Here is a 24,157-nt window from a genome sequence, read left to right on the forward strand (position 1 = left end):
CGCCGCCGCGCTCGACGCGGGCGGCACCGCCGTGCAGCGGCCCGAGCTCGGCTCGCTGGTCGCCGTCGTCGCCACGGACGAGGCCGAGCGCGCGCACGCCCGCTCCGCCGTCGCCTCCGTCGACGAGGAGGCCGTGCGGCTGCGTACGGCCGTGAAGTCCCGCGACGGTTTCTTCACCACCTTCTTCATCAGCCCGTACTCGCGCCACCTCGCGCGCTGGTGCGCCCGCCGCGGCCTCACCCCCAACCAGGTCACCACCGCCTCGCTGATCACCGCGCTGATCGCGGCCGGCTGCGCGGCGACCGGCACCCGCGGCGGTTACGTCGCGGCCGGCGGGCTGCTGCTCTTCTCCTTCGTCCTGGACTGCGCCGACGGGCAGCTGGCCCGCTACTCGTTGCAGTACTCGACGATGGGCGCCTGGCTGGACGCCACCTTCGACCGGGCCAAGGAGTACGCCTACTACGCGGGCCTCGCCCTCGGCGCCGCCCGCGGCGGTGACGACGTCTGGGCGCTGGCGCTCGGCGCGATGGTCCTCCAGACCTGCCGCCACGTCGTGGACTTCTCCTTCAACGAGGCGAACCACGACGCCGAGTCCAACACGAGCCCCACCGCCGCCCTCTCCGACAAGCTCGACAGCGTCGGCTGGACGGTCTGGGCGCGGCGGATGATCGTCCTGCCGATCGGTGAGCGGTGGGCGATGATCGCGGTCCTGACCGCCGTCACCACCCCGCGGATCGTCTTCTACGCCCTGCTCGTCGGCTGCGCGCTCGCCGCCCTCTACACCACCGCGGGGCGTGTCCTGCGCTCGCTGACCCGCACGGCACGGCGCACCGACCGGGCGGCCCGGGCCCTCGCCGACCTCGCCGACAGCGGACCGCTCGCCCGGGCCGTGGCCGCGGCGACCGGGAACGCCGTACGCCGCCTCCCGCGGTTCGCACCGCCGGTGACAGCCCTGCTCGGCGGCGCGGCCGTCCTCGCCACCGCCGCCTTCGCGCCCTATGGCGGCCCGTGGCCCGTGGCCGCGGCCCTGCTGTACGCCGTTGCCTCGGGCCTCGCGGTCGGCCGCCCCCTCAAGGGCTCCCTCGACTGGCTCGTGCCCCCCTTCTTCCGGGCGGCCGAGTACGGCACGATCCTGATCCTCGCCGCCCGCTCCGACGCGAGCGGTGCCCTCCCCGCCGCCTTCGGGCTGGTCGGAGCGGTCGCCTACCATCACTACGACACGGTGTACCGCATCCGCGGCGGCACAGGCGCGCCGCCCCAGTGGCTGGTGCGGACGATCGGCGGGCACGAAGGCCGGACGCTGGTGGTGGCGGCAGTCACCACCCTCCTGTCGGCCTCGACGCAGCACACAGACCTCACCTTGGCGCTCACGGCCTTCGCTGTGGCCGTGGCGCTCGTGGTGCTCGTGGAGTCCATCCGCTTCTGGGTGTCCTCCGGAGCACCCGCAGTACATGACGAAGGAGAACCCGCATGATCGGCCTCGTACTGGCAGCCGGCGCCGGACGGCGTCTGCGTCCCTACACAGACACCCTCCCCAAGGCCCTCGTGCCCGTGGACGGCGAGACCACCATCCTGGACCTGACGCTCGGCAACTTCGCCGAGATCGGCCTGACCGAGGTCGCGATCGTCGTCGGCTACCGCAAGGAGGCCGTCTACGCGCGCAAGGAGGCTCTTGAGGCGAAGTACGGCCTCAAGATCACGCTCGTCGACAACGACAAGGCCGAGGAGTGGAACAACGCCTACTCCCTGTGGTGCGCGCGTGAGGTCCTCAAGCAGGGTGTGATCCTCGCCAACGGCGACACCGTCCACCCGGTCTCCGTCGAGAAGACCCTGCTCGACGCCCGCGGCAAGGGCCAGAAGATAATCCTCGCCCTCGACACGGTGAAGAACCTCGCCGACGAGGAGATGAAGGTCATCACGCAGGACGGCAAGGGCGTCCAGCGGATCACCAAGCTGATGGACCCGTCGACGGCCACCGGCGAGTACATCGGTGTCACGCTCATCGAGCCCGAGGCCGCCGAGGAGCTCGCCGACGCGCTGAAGGCGACCTTCGAGCGCGACCCCGACCTCTACTACGAGGACGGCTACCAGGAGCTCGTCAACCGCGGCTTCACCGTCGACGTGGCTCCCATCGGGGAAGTGACGTGGGTCGAGATCGACAACCACGACGACCTCGCGAAGGGCCGTGAGATCGCGTGCCAGTACTGACACGTCTCATCCCGTCCCCGGTCGTCGTCGACATCAGCCGCGGCGCCATGGGCGATCTGGCCGGTCTCCTGGCCGACCAGCGGATCTCCGCCTCCGGCAAGCTCGCCATAGCGACCAGTGGCGGTTCGGGACTGGCCCTGCGCGACAAGCTCGCGCCGGTCCTCCCGGGCGCCGACTGGTACGCCGTCGCCGACGGGACCATAGATTCGGCGGTCCGGCTGGCGGACGGCATCAAGGGCAAGCGGTACGACGCCGTGGTCGGCCTCGGCGGTGGCAAGATCATCGACGTCGCGAAGTACGCGGCGGCGCGGGTCGGCCTGCCGATGGTCGCCGTCGCGACGAACCTCTCGCACGACGGCATCTGCTCACCGGTGTCCATCCTGGACAACGACAACGGCCGCGGGTCCTACGGCGTGCCGACTCCCATCGCCATGGTCATCGACCTCGATGTGATCCGCGACGCCCCGGTGCGCTTCGTCCGGTCCGGCATCGGTGACGTGATCTCCAACATCTCGGCGATCGCGGACTGGGAGCTGTCCCACCGGGTCAACGGCGAGCAGGTCGACGGCCTCGCCGCCGCCATGGCCCGCACGGCGGGAGAGTCCGTACTGCGCCACCCCGGCGGCGTCGGCACCGACGAGTTCCTCACGGTCCTCTCCGAGGCCCTCGTCCTGTCCGGCATCGCCATGTCGATCAGCGGCGACACCCGGCCCTCGTCCGGTGCCTGCCACGAGATCAGCCACGCCTTCGACCTGCTCTACCCCAAGCGCTCCGCGCTCCACGGCGAGCAGGTCGGCCTCGGCGCCGCCTTCGCGATGCACCTGCGCGGGGCGACCGAGGACGCCGGTCTCTTCGCCGAGGTGCTGCGCAGGCACGGCCTGCCGGTGCTCCCCGGCGAGATCGGCTTCAGCGTGGACGAGTTCGTCGAGGCCGTCACGTACGCACCACAGACCCGACCGGGACGCTTCACGATCCTGGAGCACCTCGACCTGTCCGCAGACCAGATCAGGGACGCTTACGCCGACTATGTCAAGACCATCAGTAGCTGAACTCCGTCCGGTCGTTCACCCCGACGGGGTGAAGGACCGGCGCAGCGGTGAGCACTGGGCCGGGCGGATGTACATGCGGGAGATCTCGCTGCACATCGACCCGTACCTGGTGAACACCAGGATCACGCCCAACCAGCTCACGTACCTCATGGTCGTCGTGGGCGTCCTGGGCGGTGCGGCCCTGCTGATCCCCGGGCTGACCGGTGCGATCCTCGCGGTGATCCTGTTCCAGGTCTACCTGCTGCTCGACTGCGTCGACGGCGAGGTCGCCCGCTGGCGGGGGCAGACCTCGATCACCGGTGTCTACCTGGACCGCGTCGGGCACTACCTGTGCGAGGCGGCCCTGCTGGTGGGCTTCGGGCTGCGCGGCGCGGACCTGTTCGGCGCCGGGCGGCCCGAGTGGCTGTGGGCGTTCCTCGGAACGCTCGCCGCGCTCGGGGCGATCCTGATCAAGGCGGAGACCGACCTGGTCGACGTGGCCCGTGCGCGCAGCGGTCTGCCCGCCGTGAAGGACGAGGCATCCGTGCCGCGCTCCTCCGGTCTGGCACTGGCGCGCCGGGCGGCCGCCGCGCTGAAGTTCCACCGCCTGGTCGGCGGCATCGAGGCGAGCCTGTTCATCCTGGTCGTGGCGGTCGTCGACCGCGTCCAGGGCGACCTGTTCTTCAGCCGCCTCGGGATCGCCGTACTGGCCGGGATCGCGATCCTCCAGACGTTCCTGCACCTCGTGTCCATCCTCGCTTCGAGCAGGCTGAAGTGACGGGCGCGGCACCGGGCGCGGGCATGAAGGTGGGGGCCGTCATCATCACGATGGGCAACCGCCCGGACGAGCTGCGCGCCCTCCTCGACTCGGTCGCCAAGCAGGACGGCGACCGGGTCGAGGTGGTGGTCGTCGGCAACGGCTCCCCGGTCACCGGCATCCCCGAGGGCGTACGGACCGTCGAGCTGCCCGAGAACCTCGGCATCCCGGGGGGCCGCAACGCCGGCATCGAGGCGTTCGGCCCCGGCGGCGCCGAGATGGACATCCTGCTCTTCCTCGACGACGACGGTCTGCTGGCCCACCACGACACGGCCGAACTGTGCCGCCGGGCCTTCGCCGCCGATCCGGAGCTCGGCATCATCAGCTTCCGGATCGCGGACCCCGAGACGGGCGAGACCGCGCGCCGCCACGTCCCGCGGCTGCGCGCCGCCGATCCGATGCGCTCCTCGCGCGTGACGACCTTCCTCGGCGGCGCCAACGCCGTACGCACCAAGGTCTTCGCCGAGGTCGGCGGGTTGCCCGACGAGTTCTTCTACGCCCACGAGGAGACCGATCTGGCGTGGCGGGCGCTCGACGCCGGCTGGATGATCGACTACCGCTCGGACATGGTCCTCCACCACCCGACGACCGCTCCTTCCCGGCATGCCGTCTACCACCGCATGGTGGCCAGGAACCGGGTGTGGCTGGCACGCCGCAATCTGCCGGCCCCCCTGGTACCCGTCTACCTCGGTGTGTGGCTGCTGCTCACGCTGGCGCGGCGCCCCTCCGTACCCGCGCTCAAGGCGTGGTTCGGCGGCTTCAAGGAGGGGTGGACGACCTCCGCCGGTGCGCGCCGTCCCATGAGATGGCGTACCGTCTGGCGCCTGACCCGGCTGGGCCGACCTCCTGTCATCTGACAAGCTCGGGTCTGAAAGCATCGGGTGCACGCGGGACCTGAGCCCGATCCTGCGCCTTACTGCCTGCGCATCTTGAACACGAAAGTTTCGACTTGTGAGTGACACAACCCATGAGGGTGCGGTCGCGACGAGCGCCCCGCCATCTCCCGACGACGGACTTACCCCGGCGGAGCTCGCCGCCAAGTACGGCCTGTCGGTGAGCGGTGCCCGGCCGGGGCTGATCGAGTACGTCCGGCAGCTGTGGGGCCGGCGCCACTTCATCCTCGCGTTCTCGCAGGCGAAGCTGACCGCCCAGTACAGCCAGGCCAAGCTCGGCCAGCTGTGGCAGGTGGCGACTCCGCTGCTGAACGCGCTCGTGTACTTCCTCATCTTCGGCCTGATCCTGGAGGCCGACCGGGGCATGGAGCGGGACGAATACGTCCCGTTCCTGGTCACGGGCGTGTTCGTCTTCACCTTCACCCAGAGCTCGGTGATGGCCGGCGTCCGGTCCATCTCCGGCAACCTGGGCCTGGTGAGAGCGCTGCACTTCCCGCGCGCCTCGCTGCCGATCTCCTTCGCGCTCCAGCAGCTCCAGCAGCTGATGTTCTCGATGATCGTGCTGGTCATCATCGCGATGGCCTTCGGCAGCTACCCCGCGCTCTCCTGGCTCCTGGTCCTCCCCGCGCTGGTCCTCCAGTTCGTCTTCAACATCGGCCTCGCGCTGATCATGGCCCGGCTCGGCAGCAGGACGCCCGACCTCGCCCAGCTGATGCCCTTCGTGATGCGTACGTGGATGTACGCCTCCGGCGTGATGTTCTCCATCCCGGAGATGCTGAAGGACAAGGACCTGCCGCTCTGGGTCACGGACGTGCTCCAGTGGAACCCGGCCGCCGTCTACATGGACCTCGTCCGCTTCGCCCTGATCGACGGGTACGGCAACGAGAACCTGCCCCCGCACGTCTGGGCGGTCGGCCTCGGCTGGGCGCTGCTGATCGGCGGCGCGGGCTTCGTGTACTTCTGGAAGGCTGAGGAGCGCTACGGCCGTGGCTGAGGACAAGAACAAGGGGCGCGTCCCCACGGTCATCGCCGACGACGTGCACATCGTGTACCGCGTCAACGCGGGCGCGGGCGGGCGCGGCAGTGCCACCGCCGCACTGAGCCGCATCATGAGGCGCGGCAAGGGCGACTCGCCCGGCGTACGCAAGGTGCACGCCGTGAAGGGCGTCTCCTTCACGTCCTACCGGGGCGAGGCGATCGGCCTGATCGGTACGAACGGCTCGGGCAAGTCGACCCTGCTCCGGGCCATCGCCGGCCTCCTGCCGACCGAGCAGGGCAAGGTCTACACGGACGGCCAGCCCTCGCTCCTGGGCGTGAACGCCGCGCTGATGAACGACCTGACCGGTGAGCGCAACGTCATCCTCGGCGGCCTGGCGATGGGCATGACGCGCGAGGAGATCCGCGAGCGCTACCAGCAGATCGTCGACTTCTCGGGCATCAACGAGAAGGGCGACTTCATCACGCTGCCGATGCGCACGTACTCCTCCGGCATGGCGGCCCGGCTGCGCTTCTCCATCGCCGCCGCCAAGGACCACGACGTACTCATGATCGACGAGGCGCTCGCCACCGGCGACCGGAAGTTTCAGATCCGCTCGGAGCAGCGCATCCGTGAGCTGCGCAAGGAGGCCGGCACGGTCTTCCTGGTCAGCCACAGCAACAAGTCGATCAGGGACACCTGCGACCGCGTCCTGTGGCTGGAGAAGGGCGAGCTGCTGATGGACGGCCCCACGGACGAGGTCCTCAAGGCGTACGAGAAGGAGACCGGCCGCTAGGCCGCCTGCCTGTTCCCCGCGCATGCGGAGCCCCCGTCGGCCGCATCCGGCGGGGGCTCTGCATGCGCGGGCGCACCGGGGGAGGGGCGACGCGCCCCGGCGCGGCGGCACTCCGCGAACACGTCGTAATCGCCAACTCCCGTCATCTGCGGGGAAGTCGGTGCGAAGTGCCGCGTTGCCGCCATGCGCGTCACACCCCGGCGCAGTGCCGGGCGTTGTACGACGTAAGCTGTACCGGTGCTGATTCACGGCAAGTGGGGCGATAACGCCTCGGCATTCCGCCCGTGGACGGTCCATCGCTCCGGCGGACCGGCGGCGTGTCCGAAATGGGATGTATTGGGTCAGCAGTGTAGAACGGAAGACGTGACGGCAATGGCTACGGGAACTCTCCAGCTCCGAGACGCTTCCGCCGTCCACGCGCCGGGCAGCCCGCGATGACCGGCGCCCCGCGCGTGCGCCCCGACGCACACACGCGCACCACCCTCGACAAGGCCGCCGACGAGAACTTCCCGGTGGCTCCCTTCTTTCTGCCGCGCGCCTGGCGGGACGACCTGATGGCCGTCTACGGCTACGCCCGTCTCGTCGACGACATCGGCGACGGCGACCTCGCCCCCGGCGGCGCCGACGCCCGCCTCCTCGGCCTCGACCCGGCCCTGGCCGACGACCGCCTCGCCGTGCTCGACGCCTTCGAGGCCGACCTGCGCCGCGTCTTCGACGCCTCGGGGGACGGCCCGCGCCACCCGATCCTGCGGGCCCTGGCACCCACCGTGCGCCGTTGCTCGCTCACCCCCGAGCCCTTCCTCGGGCTCGTCGAGGCCAACCGGCAGGACCAGCTCGTACGGCGCTACAAGACGTACGACGACCTCCTCGCGTACTGCGAGCTGTCCGCCAACCCCGTCGGCCGGCTGGTCCTGGAGATCACCGGCACCGCCAGTCCCGAGCGGATCCGCCGCTCGGACGCGGTCTGCACCGCCCTGCAGATCGTCGAACACCTCCAGGACGTCGGCGAGGACCTCGGACGCGACCGGATCTACCTGCCCGCCGACGACATGGCGCGCTTCCACGTCGGGGAGGCCGATCTGGCGGCGCCGTCCGCGAACGCGTCGGTGCGCGCGCTGGTCGCGTACGAAGCGGAACGCGCCGGGCACCTGCTGGATGAAGGCATCCCGCTGGTGGGCAGCGTCCACGGCAGGCTCAAACTGCTGCTCGCCGGTTTCGTCGGCGGCGGACGCGCCGCCCTCACGGCGGTCGCGGCCGCCGGCTACGACGTACTCCCCGGACCACCCCGACCCACCAAGCTGAGTCTGCTGCGCGCAGTGGGAGCTGTCTTGCGACGAGACCGAAGAGAGGGGTGAGCCGGCCCGTGGAGGGACTCACGCAGATGTCCGCACCGGTACTCGCCGCGTACAGCTACTGCGAGGCAGTGACCGGAGCGCAGGCCCGCAACTTCGCGTACGGGATCAGACTGCTGCCGACCGACAAGCGCAACGCCATGTCCGCGCTGTACGCGTTCTCGCGGCGCGTGGACGACATCGGCGACGGAGTGCTCGCGCCCGAGGTCAAGGAGGCGCGGCTCGAGGAGACCCGCGCGCTGCTCGATCGCGTCCGGACGGGGACCGTGGACGACGACGACACCGACCCGGTCGCCGTGGCGCTCGCGGACACGGCGCGCCGCTTCCCGATCCCGCTCGAAGGTCTCGACGAACTCATCGACGGCGTCCTCATGGACGTGCGCGGCGAGACCTACGAGACCTGGGACGACCTCAAGGTCTACTGCCGACGTGTCGCGGGCGCCATCGGACGGCTCTCCCTGGGCGTGTTCGGCACCCAGGCCGGCGCGCTCTCCACGGAACGCGCCTGCGAGTACGCCGATACGCTGGGCCTCGCCCTCCAGCTCACGAACATCCTCCGCGACGTCCGCGAGGACGCCGGGAACGGCCGTACGTACCTGCCCTCCGACGACCTCGCCAAGTTCGGCTGCTCGGCCGGTTTCCACGGCGCGACCCCGCCCGACGGGTCCGACTTCACGGGCCTCGTCCACTACGAAGTGCGCCGCGCCCGCGCCCTGTTCACCGAGGGCTACCGGCTGCTCCCCCTGCTCGACCGGCGTTCCGGCGCCTGCGTCGCCGCCATGGCCGGCATCTACCGGCGGCTCCTCGACCGCATCGAGCGCGACCCCGGGGCCGTGCTGCGCGGCCGCGTCTCGCTGCCCGGCCACGAGAAGGCGTACGTCGCCGTCCGCGGCCTCTCGGGGCTCGACGCCCGTACCGTGTCCCGGTTCCACACCAGGGGGCGTGCCTGATGCGGCCCGTCGCGGCCGGCGGGACGAACGCGCGCGAGGAAGGCGCGGCCCCCCGGCGGGCCGACGGGCCCCCGACCGTGGCGGCCCGCAGTCCGTACCCCGTCGGCGAGGCCCGCGGGGAGGGCGCATGACACGCGGCACGCCGGGCCCCGCGTCCCCCGCGCCGGCGGGGCCGTCCGCGCACGCGGTCGTCGTCGGAGGAGGACTGGCCGGCGTCACGGCCGCGCTCCGGCTGGCCGACGCCGGGACGCGGGTGACGCTGCTCGAAGGGCGCCCGCGCCTGGGCGGCCTCGCGTTCTCGTTCCGCCGCGGCGACCTCACCGTCGACAACGGCCAGCACGTCTACCTGCGCTGCTGCACCGCCTACCGGTGGTTCCTCGACCGGGTGGAGGGCGCCGGACTCGCGCCGCTGCAGAGCCGCCTCGACGTACCCGTGCTCGACGTCGGCCGCGGCGCCGGGCCCCGGCTCGGACGACTGCGCCGCACCGGGCTGCCCGTACCGCTGCACCTCGCGGCCGGTCTGGCGGCCTACCCGCACCTCTCCCTCGCCGAGCGCGCGAGCGTCGGCCGGGCGGCGCTCGCCCTCAAGAAGCTCGACCCGGCCGATCCCGCCCTGGACGGCGTGGACTTCGCGACCTGGCTGGGCCGCCACGGGCAGTCCGCGCGCACCGTCGAGGCGCTGTGGGACCTCGTCGGCGTCGCGACGCTCAACGCGACCGCGTCCCACGCCTCGCTGGGCCTCGCCGCGATGGTCTTCAAGACCGGGCTGCTCTCCGATCCCGGCGCGGCCGACATCGGCTGGGCGCACGTACCGCTCGGTGATCTGCACGACACGCTCGCCCGCGAGGCGCTCGACTCGGCGGGTGTGCGGACGGAGCTGCGGACCAAGGTCACCTCCCTCTCCCGTGCGGCGGGCGGCGGCTGGGAGGTCGGCACGGCGGGGGAGCGGATCGAGGCCGACACCGTCGTGCTCGCCGTGCCCCAGGGCGAGACGCACGCGCTGCTGCCCGAAGGCGCCGTCGACGACCCCGACCGGCTGCTGGACATCGGAACCGCGCCGATCCTCAACGTCCATGTCGTGTACGACCGCAAGGTGCTGCGCCGGCCCTTCTTCGCGGCGCTCGGCACCCCCGTCCAGTGGGTCTTCGACCGTACGGAGTCCTCCGGACTGAAGGGCGGCGGACAGTACCTCGCCGTCTCCCAGTCGGCCTGCCAGGACGAGATCGACGCGCCCGTGGCCGAGCTGCGCGCGCGCTACCTCCCCGAGCTGGAGCGGCTGTTGCCCGCCGCGCGCGGCGCGGGCGTGCGCGACTTCTTCGTCACCCGGGAGCGGACAGCGACGTTCGCCCCCACCCCCGGCGTCGGACGGCTGCGCCCCGGCGCCCGTACGTACGCGCCCGGCCTGTACCTGGCCGGGGCGTGGACCGCCACGGGATGGCCCGCGACCATGGAGGGCGCCGTGCGCAGCGGCATCACCGCCGCCGGCGCGGCGCTCCGCGAACTCGGCCGCGCCCATGAACATCCGTTGCAGGAGGCGCTATGAGCACTGGCATTGACACAAGAGGAGAGCCTGTGACCCCGGTGAATCCGGTGGACGACACCACGGTGGACATCGCCGCGCTTCTGGAGCGCGGCCGCACCCTGTCCACGCCGGTGCTGAGGGCCGCCGTGGACCGGCTCGCGCCCCCCATGGACACCGTCGCGGCCTACCACTTCGGGTGGATCGACGCACAGGGACGGCCCGCCGACGGCGACGGCGGCAAGGCCGTGCGCCCTGCGCTCGCGCTGCTGTCCGCCGAGGCGGCGGGCGCATCGCCCGAGACCGGTGTCCCCGGCGCAGTCGCCGTGGAACTCGTACACAACTTCTCCCTGCTCCACGACGACCTGATGGACGGCGACGAGCAGCGCCGCCACCGCGACACGGTGTGGAAGGTGCACGGCCCCGCGCAGGCGATCCTCGTCGGCGACGCGCTCTTCGCGCTCGCCAACGAGGTGCTGCTGGAACTCGGCACCGTCGAGGCGGGGCGCGCCGCGCGCCGGCTCACCACCGCGAGCCGCAAGCTCATCGACGGCCAGGCGCAGGACATCTCCTTCGAACACCGCGAGCGGGTCACCGTCGAGGAGTGCCTGGAGATGGAGGGCAACAAGACGGGCGCGCTGCTCGCCTGCGCCGTCTCCATCGGCGCGGTGCTCGGCGGGGCGGACGACCGTACGGCCGACACGCTGGAGGCGTACGGCCACCACCTTGGTCTCGCCTTCCAGGCCGTCGACGACCTGCTCGGCATCTGGGGCGACCCGGACGCCACCGGCAAGCAGACCTGGAGCGACTTGCGCCAGCGCAAGAAGTCCCTGCCCGTCGTCGCGGCGCTGGCGGCCGGCGGCACCGCCTCCGAGCGGCTCGGCGAACTGCTCTCCGCCGACGCCAAGAGCAACGACTTCGACAGCTTCTCCGAGGAGGAGTTCGCCACCAGGGCGGCTCTGATCGAGGAGGCGGGCGGCCGCGAGTGGACGGCTCGGGAAGCCCGCAGGCAGCACGCCGTCGCCATCGAGGCGCTGGACGGCGTCGACATGCCCCCGCAGGTGCGTGCGCAGCTCACCGCGCTCGCCGACTTCGTCGTCGTACGGAAGAGATGATCAGTATCCGCCTCATATGACTCGCAGTCGCCGGCCGGTGCCAGGGAAACCGGGCGCCGGCCGACGTCGGACCCCAGCACAGCAGAGAAACCCACTGCACGAAGGGGAAACCATGACAGCGACGACCGACGGAAGCCCCGGGGCCCTGGAGCCCCGCGCAGCCGCGGCCAGCGAACTCACCGACAACACCGCCGGTATCGGTACCGCCACCGCCACCGCCACCGCCACCGCCACCGCCACCGCCACCGCCACCGGGCCGGCCCCGCCCGGCGTCCTGGACGCGGCGCGGCGGGCCACCGACCGCGCGGTCGAGCATCTGCTCGCCCAGCAGGACCCCCAGGGCTGGTGGAAGGGCGACCTCGAGACCAATGTGACCATGGACGCCGAGGACCTGCTGCTCCGTCACTTCCTGGGCACCGGGGACGACAGGACCCTGCGGGCCGCCGCGCTCTTCATCCGCGGCGAGCAGCGCGGCGACGGCACCTGGGCCACCTTCTACGGCGGACCCGGCGACCTCTCCACCACCATCGAGGCGTACGTCGCCCTGCGGCTCGCCGGCGACCTGCCGGGCGACCCGCACATGGCCCGCGCCGCGGCCTGGATCAGGGAGCACGGCGGCATCGCCGCGAGCCGCGTCTTCACCCGCATCTGGCTCGCGCTCTTCGGCTGGTGGAAATGGGACGACCTGCCCGAGCTCCCACCCGAACTGATCTTCCTCCCCTCGTGGTTCCCGCTCAACATCTACGACTTCGGCTGCTGGGCCCGGCAGACCATCGTGCCGCTGACCGTGGTCTCGGCGAAGCGGCCCGTGCGCCCCGCGCCGTTCGCGCTCGACGAGCTGCACACCGACCCTCGGGTGCCGAACCCGCCCAGGGGGCTTGCCGCGCCGACCGGCTGGGAGGGCGCTTTCCAACTGCTCGACAAGGCCCTGCACGCCTACCGCAAGGTCGCGCCCGCCAGACTGCGCGGCGCCGCGTTGAGGAGCGCTGCGCGCTGGATCGTCGAACGGCAGGAGAACGACGGCTGCTGGGGCGGCATCCAGCCGCCCGCCGTGTACTCCCTGATCGCGCTCCACCTGCTCGGATACGACCTGGACCATCCGGTGATGCGCGCCGGGCTCGCATCGCTCGACCGGTTCACGGTGTGGCGCGAGGACGGCTCCCGCATGATCGAGGCCTGCCAGTCGCCGGTCTGGGACACCTGCCTCGCCACCATCGCACTGGCCGACGCGGGGGTGCGCCCCGACCACCCGGCGCTCGTCAAGGCGGCCGACTGGATGATGAGCGAGCAGATCGTACGGCCGGGCGACTGGGCCGTACGCCGGCCCGGACTGGAGCCCGGAGGCTGGGCGTTCGAGTTCCACAACGACAACTACCCCGACATCGACGACACCGCCGAGGTCGTCCTGGCGCTCCGCCGCGTCGCGCACCCGGACCGCGGGCGCATGGAAGCGACCGTCCGGCGCGCCGTCCGCTGGAGCCTCGGAATGCAGTCGAAGAACGGTGCCTGGGCGGCGTTCGACGCCGACAACACCAGCCCCTTCCCCAACCGGCTGCCCTTCTGCGACTTCGGTGAGGTCATCGACCCGCCGTCCGCCGACGTCACCGCGCACATGGTGGAGATGCTGGCGGTCGAGGGCAAGGCGTACGACCCGCGGACCCGGCGCGGCATCGAGTGGCTGCTGGCCGAGCAGGAACCCAGCGGGGCCTGGTTCGGCCGCTGGGGCGTCAACTACGTGTACGGAACGGGATCGGTGGTGCCCGCGCTGACCGCGGCCGGACTGCCCGCCACGCACCCCGCCATCCGCCGCGCCGTCGACTGGCTCGAGTCCGTCCAGAACGACGACGGCGGCTGGGGCGAGGACCTGCGCTCGTACCGGGAGGCCCGATGGGCCGGACACGGTGCCTCGACCCCGTCGCAGACCGCCTGGGCGCTGCTGGCCCTGCTCGCGGCGGGGGAGCGGGAGCGCACGTCCGTCGAGCGGGGGGTCGCCTGGCTCGCCGGGACCCAGCGGGAGGACGGCTCCTGGGACGAGCCGTACTTCACGGGCACCGGGTTCCCCTGGGACTTCTCCATCAACTACCACCTCTACCGTCAGGTCTTCCCGCTCACCGCCCTCGGGCGGTACGCCCACGGGGAGCCCGCCTTCCCGGGCCTCCGGCAGGGGACCTGATGGGCCGGTCCCCGGCGTTCCCGGGGCCCGTGCCGCTGCTGATCGCCTGCGCGCTCGGCATCGAGCGGTTCGCGCTGCGCGGCGGTGACCGCAAGGGGGCCCCGGGGCCCGTGACCGTACTGCGTACGGGCATGGGTCCCGGGGCGGCCGAGGCGGCCGTCGGCAGGGTGCTCGGGCCCGGCCGCCCGGCCGGGGACGCCGCCGTCATCGCGTCCGGCTTCTGCGCCGGGCTCGTCCCCGGCATGCGCCCCGGGGACCTGGTCGTCGCCGACGAGACCCGCGACCCCCGCTCCAGCACGGCCTGCACGGGTGTGGAGCTGCTGGCCGGGGCGCTGGCCAGGGCGGTGCCCGGGCGCACCGTCCACACCGGTCCGCTGGCCGGCTCCGACCATGTCGTACGCGGACACGAGCGGGCCGGGCTGCGGGCCACCGGGGCCGTGGCGGTGGACATGGAGTCCGCCGCCACGCTCCGGAGCGCGCTGCGGGCGGGTCCGCGTCCGGTCGCGGCCGTACGCGTGGTCGTGGACGCTCCGGAACACGAGCTCGTGCGCATGGGGACGGTCCGGGGCGGGATATCGGCCTTCCGTGTTCTCCGCGCAGTCCTTCCGGCTTTCTTCGAATGGCACCGTTCTTTGCTGCTCCCCAGGAGGTGAGCTAGATGGCCATGCCACTCCGTCAGACCATCAGGGTCGGGACGTACCTCGTAGAACAGAAGCTCCGCAAGCGCGAGAAGTTCCCGCTCATCGTCGAGCTGGAACCCCTCTACGCCTGCAACCTCGCATGCGAGGGCTGTGGCAAGATCCAGCACCCGGCCGGGGTCCTGAAGCAGCGCATGCCCGTGGCCCAGGCCGTGGGCGCGGTACTGGAGTCGGGCGCTCCGATGGTCTCCATCGCGGGCGGCGAGCCGCTGATGCACCCCCAGATCGACGAGATCGTGCGGCAGCTGGTGGCGAAGAGGAAGTACGTGTTCCTCTGCACCAACGCGATGCTGCTGCGCAAGAAGATCGAGAAGTTCACGCCTTCGCCGTACTTCGCCTTCGCCGTGCACATCGACGGGCTGCGCGAGCGGCACGACGCGTCGGTGGCGAAGGAAGGCGTGTTCGACGAAGCGGTGGCGGCGATCAAGGAGGCCAAGAAGCGCGGCTTCCGGGTCACCACCAACTCCACCTTCTTCAACACCGACACCCCGCAGACGATCGTCGAGGTGCTCGACTACCTCAATGACGACCTGAAGGTGGACGAGATGATGATCTCGCCCGCCTACGCGTACGAGAAGGCTCCCGACCAGGAGCACTTCCTCGGCGTCGAGCAGACCAGGGAACTGTTCCGGAAGGCGTTCTCCGGCGGCAACCGGCGGCGCTGGCGGCTGAACCACTCGCCGCTCTTCCTGGACTTCCTGGAGGGCAAGGCGGACTTCCCGTGCACGGCGTGGGCGATCCCCAACTACTCGCTCTTCGGGTGGCAGCGGCCCTGCTACCTGATGAGCGACGGGTACGTCCCGACGTACCGGGAACTCATCGAGGACACCGACTGGAGCAAGTACGGACGGGGCAAGGACCCCAGGTGTGCCAACTGCATGGCGCACTGCGGCTACGAGCCGACGGCCGTGCTCGCCACCATGGGGTCGCTCAAGGAGTCGCTGCGCGCGGCCCGCGAGACCGTCTCGGGACGCCACGGGCAGCCGGGGAAGCCCGGCCCCGCCGGCGAGCACTGAGGAGAGCGCGCGATGACGGACGGCGGGCCGAAGGGGTTCGACCTGGCGGGACTCCTCGCCGAACGCGGGGCCGAGCGCTACGAGCTGCACGCCAGGCACCTGAACCACCAGCTGCCGCGCATGCTGCGCACGATCGGCTTCGACAAGGTCTACGAGCGCGCCGAGGGTGCCTACTTCTGGGACGCGGAAGGCAACGACTACCTCGACATGCTCGCGGGCTTCGGCGTGATGGGCCTCGGCCGGCATCACCCCGTCGTACGCGAGGCGCTGCACGACGTCCTCGACGCCTCGCTCGCCGACCTGACGCGCTTCGACTGCCAGCCGCTCCCCGGACTGCTCGCGGAGAAGCTGCTCGCCCACAGCCCGCACCTGGACCGGGTGTTCTTCGGCAACAGCGGCACGGAGGCCGTCGAGACCGCGCTGAAGTTCGCCCGGTACGCGACGGGCAGGCCCAGGGTCCTGTACTGCGCCCACGCCTTCCACGGCCTGACCACGGGCTCGCTGTCGGTGAACGGCGAGGCGGGCTTCCGGGACGGGTTCGCACCGCTGCTGCCGGACACCGAAATCGCGCTCGGGGACCTGGACGCGCTGGAGCGGGAGCTGAAGAAGGGCGACGTGGCCGGCTTCGTCGTCGAGCCGATCCAGGGAAAGGGCGTGCACGAGTCCCCGCCGGGGTTCCTGCGCGCCGCCCAGGAGCTGCTCCACCGCCACAAGGCGCTGCTGATCGCCGACGAGGTGCAGACGGGCCTGGGCCGGACCGGCGACTTCTACGCGTACCAGCACGAAGAGGGCGTGGAACCGGATCTGCTGTGCGTCGCCAAGGCGCTCTCGGGCGGCTACGTACCGGTCGGCGCGACCCTCGGCAAGGACTGGATCTTCCAACGCGTCTACTCGTCGATGGACCGGGTGCTGGTGCACTCGGCCAGCTTCGGCTCGAACGCGCAGGCCATGGCGGCGGGCCTGGCCGTCCTCACGGTGATGGAGGACGAGGAGATCGTCGCGAACGCCCGGCGCTCGGGCGACCTGCTGCGCGAGCGGCTGACCGCGCTCACCGGCCGCTACGAGCTGCTGCACGACGTGCGCGGGCGCGGCCTCATGATCGGCATCGAGTTCGGCAGGCCCGCCTCGCTGAAACTGCGCAGCCGCTGGGCCGTGCTCCAGGCCGCCCGCAAAGGACTCTTCGCGCAGATGGTCGTCGTACCGCTGCTCCACAAGCACCGCATCCTCACCCAGGTCTCCGGCGACCACCTCGAAGTGATCAAGCTGATCCCGCCGCTGATCGTGGGGGAGAAGGAGGTGGACCGCTTCGTCGGCGCGTTCACCGCGGTGATGGACGACGCCCACAGCGGCGGCGGCCTGATGTGGGACTTCGGCAGGACGCTCGTGAAGCAGGCGGTGGCCAACCGGTGATTTTGCCTCGGAGGCAAGACGCTTGCCTCACGGGCAATGGCTCTGGCCCAATGGAGGCATGACCCCCCGGCCCGAAGAGACGGCCGAAGGACTGCCTTCGGTCGCACCGCAACTGCGCGATCTGCGCCGCCGCAGCGGCCTCACCCTGGAGGCGGCCGCGCGCCGCGCCGCGCTCTCACCCGCGCACCTGTCGCGTCTGGAGACGGGGCAGCGCCGGCCCTCGCTGCCGGTGCTGCTCACACTGGCCCGTGTCTACGGCACGACGGTGTCCGCGCTCCTCGGCGAGACGCCGGGCGAGCGGGACGCCGTACTGCGCGCGGACGACGCACGGCCGCGGGAGGCCGACGGCTGGACGTACCACCGGGCCGGCGGCTCGGGGCGGGCCATGCAGGCGCTGCGGGTGCACGTGCCGTACGGCGCGCAGGGGGACCTGGTGCGGGTCCACCCCGGCGAGGAGTGGCTGTACGTGCTGTCGGGGCCCCTGCGGCTGGTGCTCGGCGAGAGCGTCCACCGGCTCGACGCCGGGGACAGCGCCCACTTCGACTCGCTGACCCCGCACCGCATCGCGGCCGCCTCCCCGGACGGGGCCGACCTGCTGTTCGTCCACACCTTGCTGCAGAGCGCCACCGCCGGGCTGTGCCTTCCCCAGGAGACCTGAGATGCCGGAGGACAAGACCGCCGCGCGCCGTTTCGTGGAGGACGGGATCCCCCGTGGCCTGGCGATCCGCGTCTTCGTGTACGTCGTCGCGGGCCACCTCTTCGCGGCCTTCGTCTACCTGCTCTTCACGCTCGGCGGCTCACGCTGAGCCGGCCGTGCTCAGCTCTCGTCGAGCAGGCGCATCCGCAGCCGCTCGCGGGTCTCGGGGGTGACGTTCAGCCCCTCCGCGAGGTAGCGGTCGGTGGTGCCCCAGGTCTCCTCGATCGTCTCGAAGGCCGCGGCCAGGTACTCCGCGCGGGCCTCGAAGAGCGGGTTGAGCAGCTCCATCACCTCGGGGGACATCCCGGCCGACGAGCTGTCGCTGCGGTGCACCTTGTAGCGGCGGCGCGGGTCGTTCGACTTCAGGTAGTCGGCCTCGACGGCCTCGCGCTCGACGCCGACCGCGAGCAGGGTCACGGCTATGGACAGGCCCGCGCGGTCCTTGCCCGCCGCGCAGTGCATCAGCGCGGGGACGCTGTCCTCGGCGAGAGCGTGCAGGACCTGGCTGTGCTCGGCCGTACGCTCCTTGATGATCATGCGGTACGTCGCCGCCATCCGGTCCGCGGCCCTGCCGTCCGAGAGGATCTCGCGCAGCTCGTCGAGGTTCCCGTCGCGGACCATCTTCCAGAACACGGCGCCGTCGGCCGGGTCCGTCAGCGGCAGGTTCACATTGCGCACACCCGGCAGCTCGATGTCCGGTCCCTCCAGCTTCTGGTCCGCCTCGTTGCGGAAGTCGAAGACCGTGTGGAGGTTCAGCGAACCGAGGAACGCCGCGTCGGCGGCGGTGGCGTGCGCCAGGTGGCCGCTGCGGAAGAGGACTCCGTGCCGGACCCGCCGCCCGTCCACGGTCGGCAGGCCGCCCACGTCACGGAAGTTGCGCACCGCGGCAAGCGCGGGCTCCGGTTCGGGCTCTGTCGACGGGACCTGCGGCAGCTGCTGTGTCACGGGGGCTCCTGAAGTCTGCCGTCGGCGCTGCTCGCCGACTTCGGCGCGTTTCGACGATACGACATGGGTACCTGGGGCAAGCATCTCGACCGTCGCCGTGCGGGCGTTGCCCCGGGGCGGCGGAACGGCCAAGATGATCGCACCTGTGCCGATCCGAGGGGACTGGATGATCGAGACCGGCGGCAACGGCCGTACCTGGCTGCTCTCCGGAACGGCCGGCAGCTACGCACTGCACCTCACGGACCGGGACGAGCTGGTCCACCTGCACTGGGGGCCACGGATCTCCCTCGCCGACGCCGAGTCCCTCGCCGCCGAGCCCCCGCCGCCCTACTGGCCGTTCGAGTCGCAGCTCGACGGGCGCGAGGAGTACCCCGTCGAGGGCGGGCCCCGCTTCGTACGCCCCGCCCTGTCCGTGCGTACGCCCGAGGTGCGCGGCACCGAGTGGCGCTGCGACGGTTCCACCGCGGCGGGCGGCGAACTGCGGCTGCGCTTCACCGACCCCGTGCACCACCTCGGGCTCACCCTGCACTACCGGATGCGCGAGGACTCCGACGTCGTCGAGCGGTGGGCCACCGTCGCGCACGAGGGGCCGGCCGACGCTCCCGCCCTGGAGCTGCTGCGGGCCGACGCCGCCGCCTGGACACTGCCCCGGCGCGAGCGCTGGCGGCTGAGCCAGCTGCACGGCCGGTGGGCGGCCGAGTCCCGGCTCGTACGTTCCGCTCTCACCCCCGGCGAGAAGATCCTGGGCAGCCGCCGCGGCCACACCGGGCACCAGCACCTGCCGTGGGTCGCGCTCGACGCGGAGGGCGCCACGGAGGAGAGCGGCGAGGTGTACGGCTGCGCGCTCGGCTGGTCCGGGTCGTGGCGCATCGCCGTACAGCAACTGCCCGACGGCACCGTGCAGATCACCGGCGGGGCCGGGCACGACGACTCGGGTCTGCTGCGGCTGGCGCCCGGCGGAACGTACACCACACCCGTCTTCGCGGGGCTGTGGAGCGAGGGCGGGTTCGGCGGCGCGAGCCGGGCCTGGCACGCCTGGCAGCTCGCACACGTCATCCCCGGCGCGGAGCGGGCACGGCCCGTTCTGTACAACTCCTGGGAGGCGACCGGCTTCGACATCTCCGAGGAACAGCAGCGCGTGCTGGCACGGCGGGCCGCCGACCTCGGCGTGGAGCTGTTCGTCGTGGACGACGCCTGGTTCGGCGCCCGGACCGGCGAGCGCGCCGGGCTCGGCGACTGGACGCCCAATCCGGACCGCTTCCCCGGCGGGCTGGGGCCGCTCGCCGACGAAGTGCACGGCCTGGGGATGCGGTTCGGGATCTGGGTCGAGCCGGAGATGGTGAACGCGGACAGCGATCTGTACCGGGCGCATCCGGACTGGGTGCAGCACCATCCCGGCCGCACCCGCACGGAGTTCCGCCACCAGCTCGTCCTCAACCTGGCGCGCGGCGACGTCCAGGCGTACCTCTGGGACCAGCTCCACGGGCTGCTGTCGAGCGCGCCCGTCGACTATGTGAAGTGGGACTTCAACCGTTGCTTCACCGACGCGGGCTGGCCGGGCGAACCGTACCCCCAGAAGCTGTGGACCGAGCACGTGCACGCCCTGTACGCGCTCCTCGACCGGCTGCGGGCCGCGCATCCGGACGTCGCCTTCGAGTCGTGCTCGGGCGGCGGCGGGCGGATCGACCTCGGGATCCTGTCCCGTACCGACCAGGTGTGGACGTCCGACAACACCGATCCGCTGGACCGGCTCGCCATCCAGCACGGCTTCAGCCAGCTGCATCCGGCGCGGGCGATGGCCGCCTGGGTCACCGACAGCCCCAATACGCAGCTCAACGGGCGGGTCAGCTCGCTGCGCTTCCGCTTCGTGAGCGCGATGGCGGGGGTGCTCGGCATCGGCGGCGACCTGGCCGGGTGGAGCGAGGACGAGATCGCCGAGGCGCGCGAGTGGGTGGACCTGTACAAGGAGATCCGGCCGGTCGTGCAGCACGGCGAGCTGTACCGGCTGCGGGCGCCCGAGGGCGGGCTCAGCGCGGTCCAGTACGTGCGCGGGGACGACACCGTCGTCCTCGCCTGGCTCCAGGCCCAGCACTACGGCGAGCAGCAGCCGCCGCTGCGCCTGCGCGGGCTCGACCCGGGCGCGGCGTACGCCTGCCTCGACACCTCGGCCGTGCACCGGGGTTCCGTACTGCTCCACCGGGGACTGCGCACCGCGCTGCGCGGTGATCTCGACGCCGCGGTCTTCCGGCTGAGGAGGGTCTGACCCCTCGCGGTCCGCAGCGAGGAAGATAAGCGGCACTTGGTGCGAAACGGGCTATTGTGGTGCAACTCCGCTTGGGGGAGCGGTAAATGGTGGGACTGCTGGTGAGCAGGATCATATTCGTGACAGTGCGTGGCGGAGTGCCGGGTGCGCATGCCAGTTCGCGGGCGGTGCGCAAAGATCCGTAATCCACGGAGGGTGACGGGAATTCCGTGGTGAATTCCCGTCAGGCAACGGCCGTGCGAATGGACTGGCTTGTACGGGGGAGCCCCGTCGGCTTACGGTCACCGCAATCCGGGTGGACCGCCGAATCCTGCCACCTCCCGGAATCCGCACTCACTCACTCACGCGTTGGCAGGAGCGGGGGACCCAGGTAAGTACGCCGGTGATCCGGACGCCCCATGCGTCCGGACCGGCTTGGGGTGAAGTCGCGCAGCAGCGCGGCCGGGCATCTCCAGCCCGAACCCGACAGCTCACCTCGTAGGCGCCGGAGAGGAATGTTCCATGCCCGCAAAGGGTAAGCACCGCCGCCCGAGGTCCAGCTCGATCACTCGCGGAATCGTCGCCGCGGGAGCGGGCGGAGCCGTACTCGCGCTTCCCCTGATCACCGCCACCGGTGCGAACGCCGCGGAGAAGGCCGCAGTGCCGGCCGCCGCGGCCGCCTCCGCGGTGACCGAGAAGGCGACGCCGCAGAAGAAGGCCGACGCCAAGGTCTACTCCGTGGTCTCCGGCGACTACCTGTCGAAGATCGCCGAAGAGCAGAACGTGCGCGGTGGCTGGCAGGAGCTGTACGAGGACAACCGCGAGGTCGTCGGCGGCAACCCCTCGCTGATCCTGCCGGGCATGAAGCTGACGATCGGCGCCAAGGCGTCGGCGCCCGCGCAGCAGGCCCCGGCGAAGCAGGCGAAGCCGGCGGCCGAGGCGCCCGCCGCGCCCAAGGCCGCCCCCCGGGCCGAGGCCGAGGCCGCCGCCCCCAAGGCTGCTCCCAAGGCCGAGGCCGCGGAGTCCACTTCCGTGAACTCCGCCTCCGCCGCGCAGAGCACCGGCTCCGGCTTCACCGCCCCGGTCTCCGCGGGCGTCACCACCCCGTACCGCGCCGCCGGCGGCAGCTGGTCCAGCGGTTACCACACGGGCGTCGACTTCGCCGCGGCCAGCGGTACCCCGGTCAAGGCCGTCGGTGCCGGCACCGTCGTCTCCGCGGGCTGGAGCGGCTCGTACGGCAACGAGGTCGTCATCAAGCACGACGACGGCCGGTACTCGCAGTACGCCCACCTTTCCTCGCTGTCCGTCTCCTCCGGCCAGAGCGTCGGCGGCGGCACGCAGATAGGCCTCTCCGGTTCCACGGGCAACTCGACCGGCCCGCACCTGCACTTCGAGATCCGCACCGGCCCGAGCTACGGCTCGGACGTCGACCCGCTGGCCTACCTGCGCGGCCACGGCGTCACCGTCTGACCCGTCCAGGGCCGGCCCGAAAACACACGTACGCCCCCTTCCGCTGCCCACACCGGGCGGCAGAAGGGGGCGTACGTGTGTTTTCGGGCTATTCCGGGTTGGACAAAACTTGACCGGTGTCATATATCACCCTCCGTCAACCCCTCCCTACGGTGGCGTAGGTCACTTGTTCCAGTGAAGGATGTGCCGACGTGGCAGACGATTCGAGATCATTCAGGGCAGGCACCATCGGGTCGTACGCGGCGCTCGGCGACAGCTTCACCGAAGGCGTCGGAGATCCCGGACCCGACGGTGCGTTCATCGGCTGGGCCGACCGGCTCGCCGTACTCCTCCACGACCGCGTACCCGAGCACACGTTCCGCTACGCCAACCTCGCCGTACGCGGCCGTCTCCTCGACCAGGTCGTGGCGGAGCAGGTCCCGCGCGCGAAGGCGCTCGCACCAGACCTGGTGAGCTTCTGCGCCGGCGGCAACGACATCCTCCGGCCCGGCAGCGACCCCGACGACGTCGCCGAGCGCTTCGAGCGGGCCGTCGCGGACCTCACCGGCGCCGTCGGCACCGTCATGGTGACCACCGGCTTCGACACGCGCACCATGCCCGTGCTGCGCCATCTGCGCGGCAAGATCGCGACGTACACGGCCCACGTGCGGGCGGTGGCCGACCGGTACGACTGCCCGGTGCTCGACCTGTGGTCGCTCAAGTCCATCCAGGACCGGCGCGCCTGGGACGTCGACCGGCTGCACCTCTCGCCCGAGGGACACACCCGGGTCGCGCTGCGCGCCGCGCAGGTGCTCGGACTCGACGTCCCGGCCGACCCGGACCAGGTGTGGCCGCCGCTGGCGCCGCGCGGCTCGCTGGAGGCGCGCAGGGACAACATCCAGTGGGCGCGGGAGCACCTGGTGCCGTGGATCGGGCGCCGGCTGCGCGGGGAGTCCTCAGGTGACCACGTCGAGGCGAAGCGGCCCGATCTGCTGCCCCTGTGAGAGGGAGGCGGGTGCGCGGGGGACGCGTTCCAGGACGCCGCCCGCGAACACGTCGTACAGCGGCAGCGTCTCCAGGTGGACGTAGCCGATGTGGCAGTCGCAGACGGCGAGGGGGCAGGCGCGCGGACGCAGTGCCCGCCGGTACGAGCCGTCGTAGAGGTTGCCGAGCTCGGCGCGCACGAAGTGGCAGCGGCGCACCGTGCCCTCCCCGTCCACCGAGATCACCGATTCGCCGGTCCGGCAGGGGAGACCGGCGGAGCGGTGCGGATGGCGGCTGTACGGGAAGAGGGGGTCCAGGGCCGTCCAGCGTCCGGCCTCCTCGTCCGTGTAGGTGCGGCCCTCGGCCGCGTTGACCCAGAGGTAGACCTCGGAGGGGAGCGCGGCGCGCAGCCTGCGCGCCTCTTCGAGGTGTTCGGGGAAGCCGACCACGCCGACGCTGAAACGTACGCCGCGGGCGCTCAGTTCGCGGCACTTGGCGAGGAAACGGCCGTACGGTGTCTGCCCCGGGTGGTACGTGCACCACAGCGCGAGCGTGCCGAGGTCGGCGCCGTCTTCGCCCCCGGTGAGCCAGTCGGTGCGGCAGCTGAGGTTGGTCTGGATGGCGACGCGCCGGATGTGCGGCATGCGGGACAGCTCGGTGAGGGCGCGGCGGTACCAGGAGCGGACCAGGCCCTCGCCCCACGGCGTGAAGAGCACCGAGAGGCGGTCGCCGTCCGTCTGGGCGGCGGCCCACCCGGTGAAGCGCTCCAGCGCGGCGCGGTCGGCGCGCAACTGCTCACGGCTGTCGCGTCGCTTGGCGAACGGGCAGTACGGACAGTCGTAGTCGCAGGAGGCGAGGGGGCCGCGGTAGAGGATCGTGAGGTCCATGG

General features: G+C 71.7%; 22 protein-coding genes and 1 riboswitch. Of the genes, 20 read left to right on the plus strand and 2 right to left on the minus strand.

Annotated features, from left to right (window positions below; all coding sequences use genetic code 11):
• The 17 genes from ABD374_RS29510 to ABD374_RS29590 all read left to right on the plus strand — a co-directional run.
• Positions 1-1,474, plus strand: a 1,474-nt coding sequence (locus ABD374_RS29510; protein ID WP_344499320.1) for a DUF5941 domain-containing protein, incomplete at its 5' end; no start/stop codon positions are given.
• On the plus strand, positions 1,471-2,208 hold the full coding sequence (locus ABD374_RS29515) for a phosphocholine cytidylyltransferase family protein (RefSeq protein ID WP_344499322.1): 738 nt from the start codon (positions 1,471-1,473) through the stop codon (positions 2,206-2,208). The genes ABD374_RS29510 and ABD374_RS29515, both read left to right, overlap by 4 nt.
• On the plus strand, positions 2,196-3,257 hold the full coding sequence (locus ABD374_RS29520) for an iron-containing alcohol dehydrogenase family protein (protein ID WP_344499324.1): 1,062 nt from the start codon (positions 2,196-2,198) through the stop codon (positions 3,255-3,257). The genes ABD374_RS29515 and ABD374_RS29520 overlap by 13 nt, the downstream gene beginning before the upstream one ends.
• The gene (locus ABD374_RS29525; protein ID WP_344499325.1) at positions 3,235-4,014 is read left to right on the plus strand and encodes a CDP-alcohol phosphatidyltransferase family protein; all 780 of its coding nucleotides are present in this window, start codon (positions 3,235-3,237) and stop codon (positions 4,012-4,014) included. The genes ABD374_RS29520 and ABD374_RS29525 overlap by 23 nt, the downstream gene beginning before the upstream one ends.
• Before the next feature lie 23 nt (positions 4,015-4,037).
• Positions 4,038-4,910 carry a glycosyltransferase family 2 protein gene (locus tag ABD374_RS29530; protein WP_344499425.1) on the plus strand — a complete coding sequence of 291 codons (873 nt, stop codon included), beginning with the start codon at positions 4,038-4,040 and terminating at the stop codon, positions 4,908-4,910.
• Positions 4,911-5,004: 94 nt separating this feature from the next.
• The gene (locus tag ABD374_RS29535) at positions 5,005-5,940 is read left to right on the plus strand and encodes an ABC transporter permease (RefSeq protein WP_344499327.1); all 936 of its coding nucleotides are present in this window, start codon (positions 5,005-5,007) and stop codon (positions 5,938-5,940) included.
• On the plus strand, positions 5,933-6,718 hold the full coding sequence (locus tag ABD374_RS29540) for an ABC transporter ATP-binding protein (RefSeq protein ID WP_344499329.1): 786 nt from the start codon (positions 5,933-5,935) through the stop codon (positions 6,716-6,718). Before ABD374_RS29535 ends, ABD374_RS29540 begins: the two co-directional genes overlap by 8 nt.
• Before the next feature lie 434 nt (positions 6,719-7,152).
• A complete protein-coding gene (gene hpnC / locus ABD374_RS29545; protein WP_344499331.1) occupies positions 7,153-8,073 on the plus strand; it encodes a squalene synthase HpnC in 921 nt (306 codons plus the stop codon).
• 26 nt (positions 8,074-8,099) lie between these two features.
• Positions 8,100-9,020: a presqualene diphosphate synthase HpnD gene (gene hpnD, locus ABD374_RS29550; RefSeq protein WP_344499333.1), complete on the plus strand. Its 921-nt coding sequence runs from the start codon at positions 8,100-8,102 to the stop codon at positions 9,018-9,020.
• Positions 9,021-9,147: 127 nt separating this feature from the next.
• Positions 9,148-10,563 (plus strand): hydroxysqualene dehydroxylase HpnE, encoded by a 1,416-nt coding sequence (gene hpnE / locus ABD374_RS29555; RefSeq protein WP_344499335.1) that lies wholly within the window; start codon positions 9,148-9,150, stop codon positions 10,561-10,563.
• A complete protein-coding gene (locus ABD374_RS29560) occupies positions 10,560-11,654 on the plus strand; it encodes a polyprenyl synthetase family protein (RefSeq protein ID WP_425577388.1) in 1,095 nt (364 codons plus the stop codon). The genes hpnE and ABD374_RS29560 overlap by 4 nt, the downstream gene beginning before the upstream one ends.
• A gap of 112 nt (positions 11,655-11,766) precedes the next feature.
• Complete coding sequence (gene shc, locus ABD374_RS29565; protein WP_344499339.1) at positions 11,767-13,827, plus strand: squalene--hopene cyclase; 2,061 nt, start codon at positions 11,767-11,769, stop codon at positions 13,825-13,827.
• A complete protein-coding gene (locus tag ABD374_RS29570) occupies positions 13,827-14,480 on the plus strand; it encodes a phosphorylase family protein (RefSeq protein ID WP_344499341.1) in 654 nt (217 codons plus the stop codon). The genes shc and ABD374_RS29570 overlap by 1 nt, the downstream gene beginning before the upstream one ends.
• 5 nt (positions 14,481-14,485) lie before the next feature.
• The gene (hpnH, locus tag ABD374_RS29575) at positions 14,486-15,541 is read left to right on the plus strand and encodes an adenosyl-hopene transferase HpnH (RefSeq protein ID WP_344499343.1); all 1,056 of its coding nucleotides are present in this window, start codon (positions 14,486-14,488) and stop codon (positions 15,539-15,541) included.
• 12 nt (positions 15,542-15,553) lie between these two features.
• Positions 15,554-16,951 (plus strand): aspartate aminotransferase family protein, encoded by a 1,398-nt coding sequence (locus ABD374_RS29580; RefSeq protein ID WP_344499345.1) that lies wholly within the window; start codon positions 15,554-15,556, stop codon positions 16,949-16,951.
• A 58-nt stretch (positions 16,952-17,009) separates the two neighbouring features.
• Positions 17,010-17,609: a helix-turn-helix domain-containing protein gene (locus tag ABD374_RS29585; protein ID WP_344499347.1), complete on the plus strand. Its 600-nt coding sequence runs from the start codon at positions 17,010-17,012 to the stop codon at positions 17,607-17,609.
• A 1-nt stretch (position 17,610) separates the two neighbouring features.
• Positions 17,611-17,757 (plus strand): DUF6126 family protein, encoded by a 147-nt coding sequence (locus tag ABD374_RS29590; protein ID WP_344499349.1) that lies wholly within the window; start codon positions 17,611-17,613, stop codon positions 17,755-17,757.
• Positions 17,758-17,768: 11 nt separating this feature from the next.
• Here ABD374_RS29590 and ABD374_RS29595 read toward each other — a convergent pair whose 3' ends face one another.
• On the minus strand, positions 17,769-18,593 hold the full coding sequence (locus ABD374_RS29595) for a tyrosine-protein phosphatase (protein WP_344499351.1): 825 nt from the start codon (positions 18,591-18,593) through the stop codon (positions 17,769-17,771).
• Between the two features lie 166 nt (positions 18,594-18,759).
• On the opposite strand from ABD374_RS29595, the gene ABD374_RS29600 reads away from it, so the two are divergent.
• The 3 genes from ABD374_RS29600 (at position 18,760) to ABD374_RS29610 (ending at position 23,288) form a co-directional block, all read left to right on the plus strand.
• Entirely contained in the window at positions 18,760-20,856 is a 2,097-nt protein-coding gene (locus ABD374_RS29600) for an alpha-galactosidase (protein WP_344499427.1), read from the plus strand.
• A 324-nt stretch (positions 20,857-21,180) separates the two neighbouring features.
• A riboswitch (cyclic di-AMP (ydaO/yuaA leader) is annotated at positions 21,181-21,355 on the plus strand.
• A 2-nt stretch (positions 21,356-21,357) separates the two neighbouring features.
• Positions 21,358-22,305 (plus strand): M23 family metallopeptidase, encoded by a 948-nt coding sequence (locus tag ABD374_RS29605; protein ID WP_344499353.1) that lies wholly within the window; start codon positions 21,358-21,360, stop codon positions 22,303-22,305.
• Between the two features lie 191 nt (positions 22,306-22,496).
• A complete protein-coding gene (locus tag ABD374_RS29610; RefSeq protein ID WP_344499355.1) occupies positions 22,497-23,288 on the plus strand; it encodes an SGNH/GDSL hydrolase family protein in 792 nt (263 codons plus the stop codon).
• Here the strand turns inward: ABD374_RS29610 and ABD374_RS29615 are convergent.
• Positions 23,241-24,155, minus strand: a complete 915-nt coding sequence (locus ABD374_RS29615; RefSeq protein WP_344499357.1) for an STM4011 family radical SAM protein — start codon at positions 24,153-24,155, stop codon at positions 23,241-23,243. The genes ABD374_RS29610 and ABD374_RS29615 overlap by 48 nt on opposite strands.
• Positions 24,156-24,157 lie beyond the last annotated feature (2 nt).

Origin of the sequence: Streptomyces enissocaesilis, assembly GCF_039533765.1 — a bacterium.
GTDB classification, from domain to species: domain Bacteria; phylum Actinomycetota; class Actinomycetes; order Streptomycetales; family Streptomycetaceae; genus Streptomyces; species Streptomyces enissocaesilis.